The organism is Lachnospiraceae bacterium, from assembly GCA_025758065.1.
Classification (GTDB): Bacteria; Bacillota; Clostridia; order Lachnospirales; family Lachnospiraceae; genus Enterocloster.
Genome location: CP107199.1, coordinates 2,858,708 through 2,876,375 on the forward strand (window position 1 = coordinate 2,858,708; position 17,668 = coordinate 2,876,375).

The 17,668-nt window shown below is 43.7% G+C and carries 14 protein-coding genes; 13 read left to right on the top strand and 1 reads right to left on the bottom strand.

All coding sequences use genetic code 11. The annotated features are described in order from the left end of the window. The first annotated feature begins 104 nt into the window (after positions 1 to 104). Positions 105 to 368 carry a YlmC/YmxH family sporulation protein gene (locus OGM16_13315; GenBank protein UYJ48467.1) on the top strand — a complete coding sequence of 88 codons (264 nt, stop codon included), beginning with the start codon at positions 105 to 107 and terminating at the stop codon, positions 366 to 368. Positions 369 to 636: 268 nt separating this feature from the next. Here the strand turns inward: OGM16_13315 and aroD are convergent, their stop codons facing one another. Then, positions 637 to 1,404: a type I 3-dehydroquinate dehydratase gene (gene aroD / locus OGM16_13320; GenBank protein ID UYJ45776.1), complete on the bottom strand. Its 768-nt coding sequence runs from the start codon at positions 1,402 to 1,404 to the stop codon at positions 637 to 639. 1,272 nt (positions 1,405 to 2,676) lie between these two features. On the opposite strand from aroD, the gene nrdR reads away from it, so the two are divergent. From nrdR to OGM16_13380, 12 genes are all read left to right on the top strand, one after another. Further along, on the top strand, positions 2,677 to 3,129 hold the full coding sequence (gene nrdR / locus OGM16_13325; protein ID UYJ45777.1) for a transcriptional regulator NrdR: 453 nt from the start codon (positions 2,677 to 2,679) through the stop codon (positions 3,127 to 3,129). Between the two features lie 24 nt (positions 3,130 to 3,153). Continuing rightward, on the top strand, positions 3,154 to 3,657 hold the full coding sequence (locus tag OGM16_13330; protein UYJ45778.1) for a YqeG family HAD IIIA-type phosphatase: 504 nt from the start codon (positions 3,154 to 3,156) through the stop codon (positions 3,655 to 3,657). Positions 3,658 to 3,718: 61 nt separating this feature from the next. Then, on the top strand, positions 3,719 to 5,107 hold the full coding sequence (gene aroE / locus OGM16_13335) for a shikimate dehydrogenase (GenBank protein UYJ45779.1): 1,389 nt from the start codon (positions 3,719 to 3,721) through the stop codon (positions 5,105 to 5,107). 128 nt (positions 5,108 to 5,235) lie between these two features. Then, positions 5,236 to 5,793 (top strand): elongation factor P, encoded by a 558-nt coding sequence (efp, locus tag OGM16_13340; protein ID UYJ45780.1) that lies wholly within the window; start codon positions 5,236 to 5,238, stop codon positions 5,791 to 5,793. Between the two features lie 93 nt (positions 5,794 to 5,886). Further along, on the top strand, positions 5,887 to 7,674 hold the full coding sequence (gene argS, locus OGM16_13345; protein UYJ45781.1) for an arginine--tRNA ligase: 1,788 nt from the start codon (positions 5,887 to 5,889) through the stop codon (positions 7,672 to 7,674). Between the two features lie 20 nt (positions 7,675 to 7,694). Then, entirely contained in the window at positions 7,695 to 10,844 is a 3,150-nt protein-coding gene (locus tag OGM16_13350; GenBank protein ID UYJ45782.1) for a DEAD/DEAH box helicase, read from the top strand. Beyond that, positions 10,841 to 11,863 carry a sugar kinase gene (locus OGM16_13355; protein UYJ45783.1) on the top strand — a complete coding sequence of 341 codons (1,023 nt, stop codon included), beginning with the start codon at positions 10,841 to 10,843 and terminating at the stop codon, positions 11,861 to 11,863. Before OGM16_13350 ends, OGM16_13355 begins: the two co-directional genes overlap by 4 nt. Before the next feature lie 63 nt (positions 11,864 to 11,926). Continuing rightward, positions 11,927 to 13,699: a phosphatidylglycerol lysyltransferase domain-containing protein gene (locus tag OGM16_13360; protein ID UYJ45784.1), complete on the top strand. Its 1,773-nt coding sequence runs from the start codon at positions 11,927 to 11,929 to the stop codon at positions 13,697 to 13,699. Next, positions 13,692 to 14,615, top strand: a complete 924-nt coding sequence (locus tag OGM16_13365) for an alpha/beta hydrolase (GenBank protein ID UYJ45785.1) — start codon at positions 13,692 to 13,694, stop codon at positions 14,613 to 14,615. The genes OGM16_13360 and OGM16_13365 overlap by 8 nt, the downstream gene beginning before the upstream one ends. A gap of 164 nt (positions 14,616 to 14,779) precedes the next feature. Further along, positions 14,780 to 16,105 (top strand): electron transport complex subunit RsxC, encoded by a 1,326-nt coding sequence (gene rsxC / locus OGM16_13370; GenBank protein ID UYJ45786.1) that lies wholly within the window; start codon positions 14,780 to 14,782, stop codon positions 16,103 to 16,105. A 15-nt stretch (positions 16,106 to 16,120) separates the two neighbouring features. Further along, positions 16,121 to 17,062, top strand: a complete 942-nt coding sequence (locus OGM16_13375; GenBank protein UYJ45787.1) for an RnfABCDGE type electron transport complex subunit D — start codon at positions 16,121 to 16,123, stop codon at positions 17,060 to 17,062. Beyond that, entirely contained in the window at positions 17,059 to 17,667 is a 609-nt protein-coding gene (locus tag OGM16_13380) for an FMN-binding protein (protein UYJ45788.1), read from the top strand. The genes OGM16_13375 and OGM16_13380 overlap by 4 nt, the downstream gene beginning before the upstream one ends. The last annotated feature ends 1 nt before the right edge of the window (position 17,668 follow it).

The window sequence follows — 17,668 nt, forward strand, 5'->3', positions numbered from 1 at the left end:
GTTTGATCAAGAACTTTGCCCTGCACGTAAGTGCAGGACAGAGTTCTTTTTTTATACTTTTACCAATATATTTACCAATAAGAGGAAAAAAGGGGCCGATACCCATAAGGATCTATGATCTAAAGCAAAAGGAAGTTATTAACATAAAAGACTGCGCCCGTTTAGGCTATGTAGGTGACGTAGAGTTTGATGAAAAAACCGGCTGTATCACAGACTTGGTAGTGCCGGGACCTGGGTGTATCTGCGGATTTTTAGGAAGAGAAAAGGAATATGTGATCCCCTTTTGCGATGTATGCCAGATCGGAAGTGATATTATCCTGGTAAGCTTTAAAGAGAAGGATAAAGAAAAGCCAGATAAGAAGTGTTAAGATACAAAGCCAAACAGAGATAAAACATTAACAAAGATAAAATATTAACAGAGATAAAGCAGTAACAGTTCCATAAATGAGGAGTGGCCGGCAGGTTTTCACCTGCCGGCCCATTTGTGAGAAAAAGTTGTATGAAAAGCATTCGCTTTTAACATAAATAAATGTACTGAAAAAATGTGAGAAAAAGTTGTGTAAAATGTGAAAAGTGTGTGAACAGGTAAAATTCCCGGTCAGGCAGTCAAGGTGATCGGTGAAAATGAAAAAAGCATCAGCTGTTTTCATGGAGTATTTCCAGTACAGAACGAAGCTTTAAGGCATTGATCTGCCCAGGTGCGGAAACATTTCCGGCAGCGCCAAAGGTAAGACAGGAGCCAAATACTTCCCCGCTTAAGCGGCTGATCAGTCCGGCTTTCGCCATAGACATAGTGATAACAGGACAGGAAAGTTCTTTTTTTGCTTTGCAGGTGGCAGAAAGAAGAGTAAGTACATCTTCTGTACATGTTGGCATAACAGCGATCTTTGCAATATGAGCACCAGCTTCTTCCATTTGCTTTAATATGGAAAGAATCTCATTTTCAGAAGGAGTCTTAAAGAAATCATGGTTGGAAAAAATAGTTTTTACATTCTTTTCTTTCGCAAGGGCGACCAGTTCTTCAACCCCTTCCCGGCCAGAAAACAGCTCAATATCCACCAGATCCACCAGACTGGAGCAGATCGCCTTTTTAACCAGATCCTTATATTGTAAAAGACTGGCAGCCATGTTGCCGCCTTCCTTTTTTGTCCGGAATGTAAAAAGAAGAGGAGTGTTACCGGCAGCTTTCCGGATGGTAGGAAGGATCTCTTCTAGATATCCCTCTTTAAAAATATCCTCCATCCAGTCAGTTCTCCATTCTATGAGATCGGCACCGTATTCCAATGCTCTTTTCATATCATTTAAAAGTGCAGGGAAACTGGTGCTTACAAGTGGAATACATATCTTTGGTATACCTTCTCCTAAGACTATATTTCTTACAGAAACAACAGTGGTATGCTCCATGTTTATTATTCTCCTTTGATTCCAACATCATTTTATTATCTGTATTATAAGACATAAAAACAGACCTTGTCTATATTTTCCTGCATATTCAAATCCACATCCTACGTGATCAGTACAGTTATTTACGAAACGATGTACTAGTGTACTAACAAATTGATTTCTAAATCAATACGTGATATCATATAATTATCCCACTCAATTTACGAAAGAAGGAAAATTATATGGGACGTCCTACTCAATATTCTGTTTCTCTCAGCTAGGAAGAGAAAGAAAAACTTTTAGCTATGAGCAAAGACAATAAACTTTCAGCACGTGTTTCCAAGAGTGTTCTGATTCTTTTAGCTTTGGACAATAAAACGAATTCGGATATTGTTGACTAAGGTCCGAAAGCCACCGGTACACATGACAGATGCGCATTTGGGAGAAAATCCTTTGTTTGTGGGCTTGCGTCGCCTATTGTCAGAACTGCGAACCAAACTCGCACGCTTTGCGTGCTCAAACAGTGGTTCTCCGTTCTGACGCTATGTGCGCCCACTCACGGATTTTCAAACAAATGCTTATTCTGTCATGTGTACCGGCGGCTTTCTACGTTATTGGCAATAAAAAATGTAGGAGCAAACCAATAAGCAGTTTTCATGTAGATGGGGGATTGTATTTAAGTACGGCATTTTTTATGTGACCTATCCAATACAGTAGAAAGGGCTCACCCATGTATAATAAGCATTCGGCAGGCAATTTTGTCCATTTTGTGAGCATAGCTGGCAGGTTGGAGGCACTGTTTGAGCGAACGCAGTGAGCGAGTTTGCCGGAGACCTGCCTGATCGGCGGCGGAGCAAAATGAACAAAATTGCCGTGAATGCGTTTATACATGGGTGAGCCCTTTCGGACCTTATTGAACTAAATCCAAAGTTTGACTCATAAAAATGGATCAGACTTGGAAATATATTGCTTTAGAAATCAATTTGCCGGTACACTAGTACATCGTTTTCGAAATAACTATACTACTCACTTATCTGCGAATCTGATTGCACAGGCCTAAAAGCCTCAGCGTAGCCCACTACGCCTGCGTTTTTAGACCTGCACACTCAAATCCGCATCCTACGTGATCCGTACAGTTATTTACGTAGACTGGGGAACGGATATGGAAAAACATGGGAAATTATAACAAAAATCTTGCGCTTGAGGGGGCTTTCGGTTAAAATAAACTCATCATTACAAGATGTGTTCCTGGAATGGTGGAGTACATCATAAGAGAAAGGATGTGCAGCATTTATGAAGTGCCCGTACTGTAATGAAGCAGATACCAAAGTGATCGATTCCCGTCCGGCAGATGACAACAGTTCTATTCGCAGACGTCGTCAGTGTGAACGTTGCGGCAAGCGTTTTACCACTTATGAAAAATTAGAGACCATGCCCCTTATGGTGATTAAAAAAGATGAATCCAGAGAAGTCTATGACCGCTCAAAAATTGAAGCGGGTATTCTTCATTCCTGCCATAAACGTCCTGTATCCCCACGTCAGATCAGTACCATGATCGATGAGATCGAAAACCAGATCTTTAACAGGGAAGAGAAGGAAATCTCTACTTCCGTGATCGGGGAACTGGTCATGGATAAGTTGAAAAGTGTAGATGAGGTGGCGTATGTGCGTTTTGCTTCTGTTTACAGGGAGTTTAAGGATGTAAGTACCTTTATGGAAGAGTTAGGAAAACTTCTGAAAAAGTGAATCTAAAAGAAAGTAGAATTTAGTATGTTTCAATGTTTTTATCCCGGTAAAATAGAGGATTCCTCTTATGTTATTCCTTATGAAAACTGGAAAAAAATGGGAATCCAGGGGATCATTTACGATATCGATAATACATTAGTTCCCCATGGGGCACCGGCAGATGAGAGAGCCATAAAATTATTTGAACATTTGAAAGAGCTGGGTCTTAAGACCTGCCTTCTCTCTAATAATAAAGAACCGAGGGTGAAGTCCTTTGCAGACCAGGTAAAAAGCCCTTATATTTATAAAGGTGGGAAACCGGGAGCCAAAGGCTATAAAAAGGCTATGGGGATTATGGGCACAGATATAAAGACCACTTTGTTTGTAGGAGATCAGCTTTTTACAGATATCTTGGGTGCCAACTGGCTGGGAATACAGACCGTCCTGGTAAAGCCTATTAACCCAAAAGAAGAGATACAGATCGTTTTAAAACGCTATCTGGAAAAGCCAGTCCTGTATTGTTACAGGAAAAGCCTGAAAAAGGGATAGATACAGGAAGGATAATAGGAAAAGTCCTGAAAAGAAGAAAGAGACAGCAGGAGAGAGTATAATGGATGGAAGAACAAAAGTATATGGGGTGATAGGAGATCCTGTGGAGCACTCCATGTCACCTCTTATGCATAACTTTTATGCCAGACGCACTGGAAAGGATCTGGTGTATGTTCCTTTTCATGTAAACCGGGGAACTGTAGAAATGGCAGTAAAAGGAGCATTTGCATTAAATATCCAGGGGATCAATGTCACCGTTCCCCACAAACAGGATGTGATGAAATGCTTAGAGGCTATTGACGAAGATGCCCTGGCTATTGGAGCTGTGAATACGCTGGTGCGCACAGAGCATGGTTACAAGGGATATAATACTGACGGTGCCGGCCTGAAACGGGTTATGGATGAGGCTGGTATCTCTATTACAGGAGAAAAATGTATTCTGCTGGGGGCGGGAGGCGCAGCCAAGGCAGCTGCTTATATCCTTGCAAAGTCCGGTGCGGCAGTTGTTTATATCTTAAACCGCAGCCTGGAGAAAGCTGCAGCCCTGGCAGATTATATCAACGGGCTTGCAGGGCGGGAAGTACTTATTCCTTTAAAGCTTGAAGAGTATGGCCAGATTCCCCAAAATGAAAAAGGATATCTTGCGGTCCAGTCCACCAGTGTAGGTATGCATCCCCATACAGAGGATGTTATTATAGAAGATACGGACTTTTATAAGCTGATCCATACAGCAGTGGACATTGTATACACACCTTCCTGCACGAAATTTATGAAAATGGTACAGGAGGCAGGCGGAAAAGCCATCAACGGTCTGGATATGCTTCTGTATCAGGGACTGATCGCCTATGAACTGTGGAATCCGGATGTAAAGGTGGACAAAGATACGATTGATACAGTACGTGAAATGATCTTAGATCATTTACATGGAAATACAAGAAAGAACAATGTGATCTTTACTGGATTTATGGGAGCGGGAAAGACAAGTGCTGGCCGGTTTTATGCATCCCATTATCACATGCCTTTTATTGACACAGACCAGGAGATTGAAAAAGAAGCCGGTATGGCTATTTCCAGGATCTTCGCAGACAAGGGAGAGGAAGTCTTTAGAAAGTTAGAGACACAGTGTCTGGAAAAGCTGTTGAAGACAACTGATGGAGCAGTGATCTCTGTAGGCGGCGGTCTTCCTTTAAGAGAGGAAAACAGAGAGCTTTTAAAGAAGCTTGGACTGGTGGTATATCTGGATGTTTCACCGGAGACTGTTTACAAGCGTATCGGGGCAGATGTGTCCAGCCGTCCTATGCTTCACAGTGATGATGTGCCGGCACGGATCAGAAGCTTACTGGATGAGCGGCGGCCATTATATTTAAAAGCAGCACATATGGCAGTGGATGTAAATGATCGTTCTTTAGAGGATATTGCAGAAGAAATCTACCAGGAAGCACATAAATAGTGTAAATCAGCTGTAAATACGAAAAAAGAACTTGAAAAACCATAATACATAGTATAAAATAAAAAAGATTAGAGAGAAATTAGAGGATGCAGGCAGCATCCTGAACGAACTTAAGGAGGAATATCTTTATGATATCAGCAGGCGATTTTAGAAACGGAATTACACTGGAAATTGATGGACAGGTTGTTCAGATCCTTGAATTCCAGCATGTTAAGCCAGGCAAGGGCGCTGCTTTCGTGCGTACTAAATTAAAAAATGTTATCAACGGCGGTGTTGTTGAGCGTACTTTCCGTCCAACCGAGAAGTTCCCGGCAGCAAGAATCGACCGTGTAGATATGCAGTATCTGTATGAGGATGGAGATCTGTATAACTTCATGAACGTAGAGAACTACGAGCAGTTAGCATTAAATAAGGACATCATCGGTGATGCATTAAAATTTGTTAAAGAGAATGAGATCTGTAAAGTTTGTTCTTACAACGGAAATGTATTCTCTGTAGAGCCACCTCTGTTTGTAGAGCTGGAGATCACTGATACAGAACCAGGCTTTAAGGGTGATACAGCAACCGGCGCAAGCAAGCCAGCAACTGTTGAGACCGGAGCTACTGTAAGTGTTCCGTTATTCGTAAACACAGGTGATAAGATCAAGATCGATACCAGAACCGGCGAATATCTGTCCCGTGTATAAGCAGATTGCTTAGATAAAAAGTAAAAGATTGCTCCGGCAGACTGCCGGAGCGATTTTCGTATATGAGAGAGAAGAATACAAGGAGAAATAATTGTGAAAAAGATTCTGGAAGTTCTGGAGCAGGAACTGAAAGCAGCATTTGCAGCCTGCGGCTATGAAGAAAAGTTCGCAAAAGTGGTTTTATCCAACCGCCCGGATCTGTGCGAATATCAGTGCAACGGTGCTATGGCAGCTGCCAAGGCATATAAAAAGAAACCTATTGATATTGCAAATGCAGTGGTAGAGCAGCTTACAGGAGAAAATGCAAGTCCTGTATTTTCCCAGATCGTAGCAGTGATGCCTGGTTTTATCAACTTAAAGCTTTCTGAAAGCTTTTTAGCTGACTATATGAACGGCATGGCAGCAGATGAGAAGCTGGGACTGGAAGAGCCTGCAAAAAAAGAAACGATTATCGTAGACTTTGGCGGTGCCAATGTGGCAAAACCTCTTCATGTAGGACATTTACGTTCTGCTGTTATCGGTGAAAGCGTAAAACGTATGGGACGTTTCCTGGGCCACAATGTGATTGGTGATGTGCATTTAGGTGACTGGGGACTGCAGATGGGCCTTATTATTGAGGAACTCCGTGACCGCAAGCCTGAGCTGCCATATTTTGATGAAAATTATACAGGAGAATATCCGGCTGAGGCACCTTTTACCATCAGCGAGTTAGAGGAGATCTATCCGGCTGCCAGCGGTAAGTCAAAGGTGGATGAGGCGTTTAAAGAGCGTGCCCATCAGGCAACCTTAAAGCTTCAGAAGGGTTATCCTCCGTTCAGGGCTATTTGGAAGCACATTATGAATGTGTCTGTAGCTGATCTTAAGAAGAACTATTCCAATCTGAATGTAGATTTTGACCTGTGGAAAGGCGAAAGCGATGCAGAACCATACATCCAGAAGATGATAGATACCTTAGAGGCTCAGGGACTGGTACATGAAAGCCAGGGAGCCTTAGTTGTAGATGTGGCAGAAGAAGGCGATACCAAGGAGATCCCTCCATGCCTGATCCGTAAGTCAGACGGAGCTTCTTTATATGCAACTTCTGACCTTGCTACCATTGTAGAGCGCGAGGAAGACTTTAAGCCGGATCGCTATATTTATGTAGTAGATAAGCGTCAGGCTATGCATTTTGAGCAGGTATTCCGCGTTGCAAAGAAAGCAGGTATTGTTAAGCCTGAGACCCAGATGGTATTTTTAGGCTTCGGTACTATGAATGGCAAGGACGGAAAGCCTTTTAAGACAAGAGAAGGCGGTGTTATGCGTCTTGAGAAGCTGATCGCAGATATTGATGAGGCTGTTTACCAGAGGATCATGGAAAACCGCACGGTATCTGAGGAGGAAGCAAAAGAGACAGCAAAGATCGTAGGTCTTGCAGCATTAAAATACGGCGATCTGTCAAATCAGGCTTCCAAGGATTATATCTTTGATACTGACCGCTTTATCTCCTTTGAGGGAAATACAGGCCCATACATCCTTTATACCATCGTCCGCATCAAGTCCATTTTAAATAAATATAAGGAAAATGGCAGACAGGTAACAGAAAAAGGTGTAGAAAAGAAGATCCTTCCTGCAAAGGGCGTTTCTGAGAAGGCACTGATGCTTCAGCTTTCCAAGTACAATGAAGTGATCGAAAATGGCTTTGCAGAGACAGCGCCTCATAAGATCTGTCAGTATATTTATGAGCTGGCCAATGCGTTTAACAGCTTTTACCATGATACAAAGATCCTCTCAGAAGAAGATCCGTCAGTAAAAGACAGCTATATTGGCCTGATCACATTGACCAGAAGAACACTGGAGATCTGCATCGGACTTCTGGGAATTGAGGCTCCGGAGCGGATGTAAAGAAGGGGTAGATCAACGTCATGAAAATCGTCAAAATGGATGCAAACAGTTTCTGGAAAGGCGAAGCTGGCGTAGTGGGTCTGGTGGAAGATCAGGCCCACACCTTTAAAACAAAGTTATATCTGAAAAACGGACAGGTAAAGGACTATTCCTGTACCTGTGAAAAAGGGAATTCTTACAGGGGCATCTGCGCCCATGGGGAGGCCCTTTTTGCGTATTATAAAGAATATCAGGCAGAAATGTCCAAGCCTCTGGTACATAGTTCTTCCCAGGTCCATACTATGATCCGCGAGTACACCAATCAGGAGGTAGCCCGTATTTTAGAGGAAGAAGAGGGAAGCCAGGTAAAACTGGTGCCGACGGTGCTCTTAAATGGCAGGGATGTACATCTGGAATTTAAAGTAGGCCGTGAAAAAATGTATGCAGTGAGAGATCTGGGAGAATTTTCTGACGCAGTGACCATGGGTGCTTATGTGGAATATGGAAAAGAGCTGGCATTTCACCATCAGGGAAGTTCTTTTTGCCCGGAAAGCAGGGGATTATTATCCCTGGTCATGAGCCTGACGGAAGGACAGAAGTCACAAAGGGAGATCACCCTTAGCCGTATGAACAGAGACCGCTTTTTTGAGGTTTTAGAACAGGAAGAACTGGAGGTGCAGCTTCCGGGAGGTATCCGGTCATCTCTTAAAGTGCAGAAAAAAGACCCTAAGCTGGTGATCTGCATCAGTAAATATGGAAGAGATGGTGTGGAAGCTGTATTAAAGGGGGTATGTACAGAAGAAGGAAGTGTTACAGAACCGGTCCTTGCCTTTTTCAGGGGTGAGCGCCGCATTTATATTGTAACGGAAAAGACTGTCTGTTGCTGTTCCCATCATTTCAGTCAGGCGGCAGGAACCTTCTTAGAGCAGATCACCAGAGACCGGGAATACAAGATACAGGCGGGGGCCAAGGATATTCCTCTTTTATATGAACGTGTGCTTAAAACTTTAAAACCATACAGCCTTATGCAGCAGGAAAACGTGGATCTGGAAGAATATAAAATGGAGCCTTTAAAGGCGGTGTTTCGTTTTGATGCTGACGAAAAGGGCATTTTATACATGGAACCGCTTTTGTCCTATGGTGAGTATACATTCCATCCTGTAGAAGATGAAAATCTTCCTTCAGCTATCTGCCGTGATGTGCCGGGAGAGTTTAAGATCAGCCAGGTGATACGGAAATATTTTAAATACAGGGACCCAAAAGATGGGCGCCTTGTATTAAAAGAAGATGAAAAAGCTTTGTATCACCTTCTTGATAAGGGAATGGAAGAGTTTCGCAGCATGGGAGATGTATACCTGTCAGAGTCCATGAAAAACTGGAAAATTATGGAAACACCTACTGTATCCGCCGGTGTCAGCGCTTATACAGGCTGGCTGGAGCTGACTGTAGATATGGGAGAGTTTCCAAAGGAGGAACTGGGCCGTATCCTGGCTGCCTACAGCCAGAAAAAGAAGTATTACCGCTTAAAGAGCGGACAATTTTTAATGCTGGATAAAGGGGGAATGTTTACCCTTACAAAGCTGGCAGGAGAGCTTGGAATCAGCAAAAAAGATCTGCAAAGCGGTACGATCCGTCTGCCTGCGTACAGAGCCTTGTATCTGGACCATATTTTAAAAGAAGGTCCGGGCATTACCTATTACAGAGACCAGCTGTTTAAGGCAATGGTCCGTGCAGTAAAGGCAGTAGAAGACAGTGATGAGCCGGTTCCGGCCCGTTTTGAAAACGTTTTAAGAGAATACCAGAAAATGGGATTCCGATGGATGAAAACATTGGATAAATGTGGTTTTGGCGGTATTTTAGCTGATGATATGGGTCTTGGAAAGACCATTCAGGTGATCGCCCTGTTTGAAGATGCCTACATCAGTGGGGAAAAGGCACCAAGTCTTGTAGTCTGTCCGGCTTCCTTGGTCTTTAACTGGGAACAGGAGATACAGAAATTTGCTCCGGATCTGAAGGTACAGTCAGTGGTGGGAACTGGCCCGCAGAGAATGGAACTGCTGCAAAGCATCAAAGAAGGTGGTCTGGGCTGTCAGGTCCTGATCACCTCCTATGACCTGTTAAAAAGAGATATTGCAAATTATGAAGGAATTGATTTCCGATTCCAGATCATTGATGAAGCCCAGTATATAAAAAATGCTGCCACCCAGAGCGCCCGTTCTGTAAAGGCAGTTAATGTACGCTCACGTTTTGCACTGACAGGTACGCCAATTGAAAACCGTCTGGGAGAGCTTTGGAGTATTTTTGATTTTCTGATGCCTGGATTTTTGTTTGGAAACCAGTATTTTCGCAGGGAATATGAGATTCCTATCACAAAAGAAAGGAATGAGCAGGCTTTAGAGCGGTTAAAGGGGCTGATCGGACCTTTTATCCTGCGAAGGGTAAAGAAGGATGTATTAAAAGAGCTTCCGGATAAGCTGGAAAAAGTGGTGTATTCTACCTTGGAGGAAGAGCAGAAAAAACTGTATACAGCCAATGCCATTTTATTAAAGGAAAAACTGGAATCCGATGACTTTAAAGGAGCAGAAAAGCTGCAGATCTTATCGGATCTGATGCGTCTGCGCCAGATCTGCTGTGATCCCAGGCTTTGTTATGGAAATTATAAAGCTGGTTCTGCCAAGCTTAAGACCTGTATGGATCTGATCCGCACCGGTGTGGAAGGGGAGCATAAAATCTTATTGTTCTCCCAGTTTACATCTATGCTGGATCTGATCGAAGAGCAGCTAAAAAAGGATGGCATTGAATGTTATAAGCTGACGGGAGCAACGCCGAAAGAAGAACGTATTCAGATGGTATCCCGTTTCCACCAGAATGAGGTGCCTGTATTTCTTATCAGCCTGAAAGCAGGAGGAACGGGATTAAACCTGACAGCAGCAGATATTGTGATCCATTATGATCCATGGTGGAATGTGGCAGCCCAGAACCAGGCAACAGACCGTACCCACAGGATCGGCCAGGAAAAGCAGGTAATGGTATACAAGCTGATCACCAGTGATACCATTGAGGAAAATATCTTAAAGCTTCAGGAAGCAAAAAAGGATCTGGCAGACCAGATCGTGTCAAAGGGTGGTATTTCCTTTGGAGAACTTACAAAAGATGATATTTTAAAGATGATAGAGGAGAGCAGGCCATGAAAAAAACAGTAACATTTGGTGAGATCATGCTCCGTTTAAAAACACCGGAACATCTGAGGATCGTGCAGACAGATGGGTTTGAGGCAAGCTACGGAGGCGCAGAGGCCAATGTGGCGGTTTCTCTGGCAGTGCTTAAGGATCCGGTATCCTTTGTGACTAAGCTGCCGGATAATTCTGTTGGCACAGCTGCTTTAAATGAAATGCGCAGGTACGGTGTGGACACCTCCAAAGTGGTGGTTGGAGGTTCCAGGCTGGGGATCTATTTCTTTGAAAAAGGAACGGATATCCGGCCGACCAATGTAGTTTATGACAGAGAAGGAAGTGCTCTTGCCTTATCAAAGGCGGAAGAGTTTCACTGGGATGAGATATTAAAGGATACAGATATTTTTTATTTCTCCGGTGTAACACCTGCAGTCAGTGAATCTGTGGCAGAAACAGTTTTAGAAGCCTTAAAATACTGTAAAACTCATGGTATCGAAACAGTCTGCGACCTAAATTACCGTTCAAAAATGTGGGGGATTAAGAAAGCACAGTCTGTTATGGGTGAGCTGATGAACTATGTAACATTATGCATTGCCAATGACGAGGATTTTGAGTCATCTCTGGGTATCCACGCATATGACGGGGATATTTCCAAAGGAATTGACCAGATTGACAGCTACAAAGCAGGCATGAAAGAGATCCAGAGCCGTTATCCGGGCTGTAAGGCAGTTGCCAGTGTTCTTCGCAATATGTATACAGCAGAAGACGGTGACTGGTTGGGGATTTATTTAAAGGACGGTGTATTTTACGAAAGTCCGGTACACAAAGTACACAGCTTTGAGGCAGTAGGAGCAGGTGATGCTTTTGCGGGTGCATTGCTGCATAGTCTTGTAAGAGAGTTTGAACCTCAGGAATTGATCGATTTTTCTATTTCAGCCAGTGTATTAAAGCTGATGATCCAGAGAGATTTTAATCTGGTAACAGAAAATGAGATCCAAAGAGTTATGGAGTCTAAAGCGGCAAATCTGCAGAGATGATTTTTCTCTCAGCAGAGAATAGTACTGCCGGATGGGCAGTGTGATAAAAAGAGGGTGGTTTCTGTGAACAGACAGACAAAGATACGACTTGAAAATGGAACCATATTATTATTAGGAGCAGCGGCTTTTGTCTTACTTGCAGCCAGTCTGTTGCCTTCTTATGCCATGTCAGAAAAGGTACGCTCCTATCTGGAAATGAACCGTATGGTGGAGAGAGCCTTTGCAGCAATGCTGCTGGTGCTTTCTTTGCAGCTGATGAAACGAAAGAAAGCAGCCTGGGAAATGACCATGGCTGTATTAACACTAAGCCTTTTGAGGGGACTGGGAGAGATAGTGCATACAGGCCCTGGGAAGGGAAACATATTTATACTTGTTCAGGCATGCATTTTTCTGATCCTTTTATGGTGCAGGAAGGATTTTTGCAGCCCGGCTTCTAAAAGGTCCCTGAAACAGGCCTTTGGCTTTGCGCTTTTATCTTTGATGGGTGTGTCAGTGAATGCGGTCATCACCCGCCATTATATGAATCTGGCTATGGGAAAGGGAACTGTATCTTTTTCGGAGAGTCTTATAGCCGGGCTGGGAATGCTTTTTGGCATGGGAGATGGATTTTACCCAGGAGAGTTTGCAGGGCATTTTGAGCAGCTGGTATTTTTCTTCAGCTGGATCTGTATTCTGGCAGCGGTGATCCATGTATTCCGTCCATGGATGGAAAATCCCGGAAAAACAGCATCGGATCTGCAGCATGCCAGAACCTTATTAAATCTTTACAGCCAGAATCCCTGCTCCTATCTGACTCTGGAAGATGACAAGATCCTCTATTTTGGAAAACAGGTGGATGGGGTCATTCCCTATGGGATCGTTGGCGATACAGTGGTGGTCAATGGTGACCCGGTTTGTAAAGATGAGGATTTTCCAAAGCTTCTGGATGAATTTAAGGAATTCTGCCTAAAAAGTGCCCATAAGCTGTTTATTATAAGCATTACAGATCATTTTCTGGGAGAATATAAGAGACAGGGCTTTGGGACTGTAAAATGCGGGGAAGAGGCGAGGTTTAAGCTGTCTGACTATGAGATCAGCGGCAAGAAGGGCGCTAAGATGCGCATGAACATCAACCATGCGAAAAAAGCGGGTATTATTGTCAGGGAGTATAAAATACTGGAAAAGAAAGATAGGGCGTTAGAGGCAGAATTTAACCGTATTACAGATGAATGGCTGCAGGGCAAAAAAAGCTCCATGCTGAAATTTACCATGGGTACTTTAGGACTGGATAATCCCATGGACCGGCGGTATTTTTATGCAGTGGATGAAAGCGGCAGAATGGCAGCCTATATTGTTTTTGTGCCGTTTCTTGGAAAGAACGGATATATGGCAGATATGACACGCCATGGAAATAAAGCACCGGGCGGCGTAATGGAGCTGATCATGTATGAGGCTTTTCAGGTATTTAAAGAAGAAGGTGTGGAGTATGCAAGTCTGGGTGTAGCGCCTCTTGCAGGCTTAAAAGAAGAAAATGCCGGTTTTATGGAAAAGCTTTTGGAATTTGTCTATGAACATTTAAACCAATGTTACGGTTTTAAAGATCTTTACCGGGCGAAAGAAAAGTACAGTCCAACGGTGTGGGAACCATCCTATTATGCTTACCTGCCAAAGATCCCTTCTCCTGATATGTTTTATGCAGTGGTAAAGATTCAGAATCCCCATGGAATCCTGGATTTCTTTCAGTGGGTAAAGCTGCCGGTACATAAAAAAATGCCTGAGAAGCAGAAAATAGCAGAACTTCAAAAAGGTTACAGAGCCGGGGAAAAGGAAACAGAGGCGAAAAAAGACCATGAGTGAGATCCAAAAAGAAACAGATGAGATAAGGTCGACCGCAGGCTATATCAACATGCCTGCGGGAACATTATATTATAAAACATACGGGAAAAAATGTGATACACAGGGAAAAAACAGACTTCCGGTGGTACTCCTTCATGGGAACAGGGGCACTCACCGGGATTTTTTATACCGTGCATATGGAGGACGCGCCAGTGACGCATGTGATGATTCTTATATAAAGATGCTGACAGGTGCGGGATGCCTGGTGATCGCCATGGACAGCAGAGGCCATGGAAGATCGGTACTGAAAGCTGCTGCTTTAAAGACCGCTGCTTTGAAAATTACTGTAGGAAAAAAAGGGAAACTGCAAAATAGCAGTGACAAAAGGCATACTGCAGCAGCAGATATGGCAGAAGATGTGGTCCGTCTGTTAGATCATTTAAAAATAGAAAAGGCAGTGATCCTGGGATTTTCTGACGGGGCAAATACAGCTTTGGAGTTTGCTGCAGATCATCCGGACCGGACGTTTAAGATCATAGCAGTCAGCGCCAACGCACTGCCTGATGGACTTATCGCTCCTATGCTTTTTATGGAAAGAATGCGCTTTTGGTGGGCGAAAGCTATGGAGAGCATAAAACCTGATGGGAGAATTGGAAAATGGTGTAAAAAAGAACAGTTTTTAAGCGGACTTATCCTTCATTCACCTTATCTTACAGAAGAACGGTTAAAAAGGATCACAGTACCGGTCCTTTTAATGGCTGGGACCCATGACCTGATCAAGGAGTCCCACACCCGGTTTATAGCAAAATGTATCCCGGACAGCCAGTTGGTTCTTATAAAGGGAGGTACTCATCAGGGCTTTTTTAAGAAAAAAGAACTTTATACAGGTGCAATATCAGAGTTTCTGTTTGACAAAAAAGAAGTTAGACAAGACTAACAACATTATTAAAAAATTAACATAATTATTAAAAAAATAACGATAACTTTTCATATTGTATACAAAGTTAAAGTATGTTATACTCAAAAATGGCTGTTATGGTCCCACTAATTAGGGACTATTGAACAAAAGAAATCAAAAAGAAAGAAAGAGGGGAAGAAACCATGGGTTTGGCGACTTTTAAAGGCGGCATTCATCCGTATGAAGGAAAAGAATTGTCAGAAAACAAACCGATCCAGGTCCTTCTGCCAAAGGGCGAACTGGTATTTCCTATGTCTCAACATATAGGAGCACCTGCAAAACCACTAGTGGCAAAGGGTGACAGGGTTCTTGCTGGACAGAAGATCGGGGAAGCCGGTGGATTCATTTCAGCAAATGTGATCTGTTCTGTATCCGGTACTGTTAAGGCAATCGAACCAAGACGTATGGTAAATGGCGCAATGGTACCTTCCATCATCGTAGAAAACGATGGTGAGTACGAAACAGTAGAAGGGGTAGGAGAGGACAGGGATCCATCCACACTTTCAAAAGATGAGATCCGTTCTATCGTAAAAGAGGCAGGAATCGTAGGTTTAGGAGGCGCAGGCTTCCCAACTCACGTAAAGCTGACTCCAAAGGATGAGAACGCTATTGATTACGTTATTGTAAATGGTGCAGAGTGCGAGCCATATCTGACCAGCGATTATCGCATGCTGATCGAAGAGCCTGAAAAGATCGTAGGCGGTCTGAAAGTTATGTTACAGCTGTTTGATAACGCAAAGGGCGTGATCGCAATCGAAAACAACAAGCCGGAAGCTATTAAAAAACTGACTGAGATGGTAAAGGATGAACCAAAGATCACTGTCTGTCCGTTACTTACCAAGTATCCTCAGGGTGGTGAGCGTTCTATCATTTACGCTGTAACAGGACGCAAGGTAAATTCTTCCATGCTGCCGGCAGATGCAGGCTGTATCGTAGATAACGTAGATACAGTTGCAGCTATTTATATGGCTGTATGCAAGTCTACTCCATTAATGAGAAAGATCATTACTATTACAGGTGATGCTGTGGCGCAGCCCCAGAACTTTAGCGTAAAACTGGGAACCAACTATCAGGAACTGATCGAAGCAGCAGGCGGTTTCAAAACTGAGCCTGAGAAGATCATTTCCGGCGGTCCTATGATGGGACAGGCGCTGTTTACTGTAGATGTGCCTGTATGCAAGACTTCTTCCGCCCTGACCTGCTTCACAAAAGACCAGGTAGCAGCTTTTGAACCAACTGCATGTATCCGCTGCGGACGCTGCGTAAGTGTCTGCCCAAGCCATATCGTACCGGTTATGATGATGAAGGCAGCTATGAACCATGACTGTGAGACCTTTGAAAAGATCAATGGTATGGAATGTATGGAATGCGGAAGCTGTACATATATCTGTCCTGCAAGACGTCCTCTGACCCAGGCGTTTAAGGAAATGCGTAAAACGGTTGCGGCTAACCGCAGGAAGAAAGGCTAGGAGGGGACAAAAGCTATGAATAAATTATTAAACGTATCTTCATCTCCTCATGTGAGATGCAGTGTGAATACACAGAACCTGATGCTTGACGTGGTGATCGCCATGATCCCGGCAGCAGCTTTCGGTGTATATAACTTTGGCTTCCACGCACTGCTTGTACTTCTGATCACATCAGCAGTTTGTGTGGCAAGTGAATATGTTTACGAAAAACTGATGCATAAGCCTATCACCATTGCAGACGGAAGTGCTCTTGTTACAGGTATGATCCTGGCACTGAACATGCCTCCTCAGATCCCTGTATGGGTACCTGCACTGGGCGGTATCTTTGCGATCATTGTTGTAAAGCAGCTTTACGGCGGACTGGGACAGAACTTTATGAACCCGGCTCTGGCTGCAAGATGCTTCCTGCTGATCTCCTTTGCAGGCATGATGAATAACTTTTCATCTGCAAGACTGGGATTTGACAGTGTTTCTGGAGCAACTCCTCTGGCAGCTATGCGTGCCGGACAGAGTGTAGATCTGGCTTCTATGTTTATCGGACGTATCCCGGGTACTATTGGTGAGGTTTCCACCATCGCTCTTCTGGTCGGCGGTATTTACCTGTTAGTACGCAAGGTTATTTCCTGGAGGATCCCGGTGATCTATATTGGAACAGTTGCAGTATTTGTATTCATTTTTGGTGGTTTTGATGTAAATTATGTACTCTGCCAGGTATGCGGCGGTGGTCTTATCTTTGGTGCTTTCTTTATGGCAACTGATTATGTGACCAGCCCGATCACTCCAATGGGACAGGTCGTATTCGGTGTTGTTTTAGGACTTTTAACCGGTATCTTCCGTCTGTGGGGTGCTTCTCCTGAAGGTGTTTCCTATGCGATCATTTTAAGCAACCTGTTTGTACCGATGATCGAACGTGTGACCCTTCCAAAAGCATTTGGAAAGGAGGCAAAGAAGGCATGAAAGGAATTTTAAAAGATGCTGCAATCCTGTTTGTGATCACTCTGATCGCAGGACTTTGCCTGGGGGCAGTTCACGAAGTAACATTAGATCCGATTGCAAAGGCTCAGCTGGCAGCAGCTACCAAAACTTATAAAGAAGTATTCCCGGAAGCAGCAAAATTTGAACAGACCGATGAACTGACAGCAGCAGTAGCCGCATCTGCAGATGAGATCCTGGCTCAGGGCTTTGGAAATGTATCTGTTGATGATGCACAGGTTGCAGAAGCAGAAGATGGTTCTGTTCTTGGATATCTGATCACTGCAAGTTCTACAGAAGGCTACAATGGCCTGGTACAGATCTCTGTAGGTATCACTTCTGAAGGAAATCTGACTGGTCTTGGCTTCTTAAGCATCAGCGAGACTCCTGGTCTTGGTATGAAAGCAAAAGAACCGGCCTTCAAGGATCAGTTTAACGGAATGAAAGCACAGAAACTGGAAGTAACAAAGACAGACGCAACAGCTGATAACCAGATTCAGGCCATCAGCGGCGCTACCTATACTTCCAAGGCAGTAACCGGTGCCACAAATGCAGCTATTTACTTTGTGGAAAACTGCGTTGGAAAGTAGG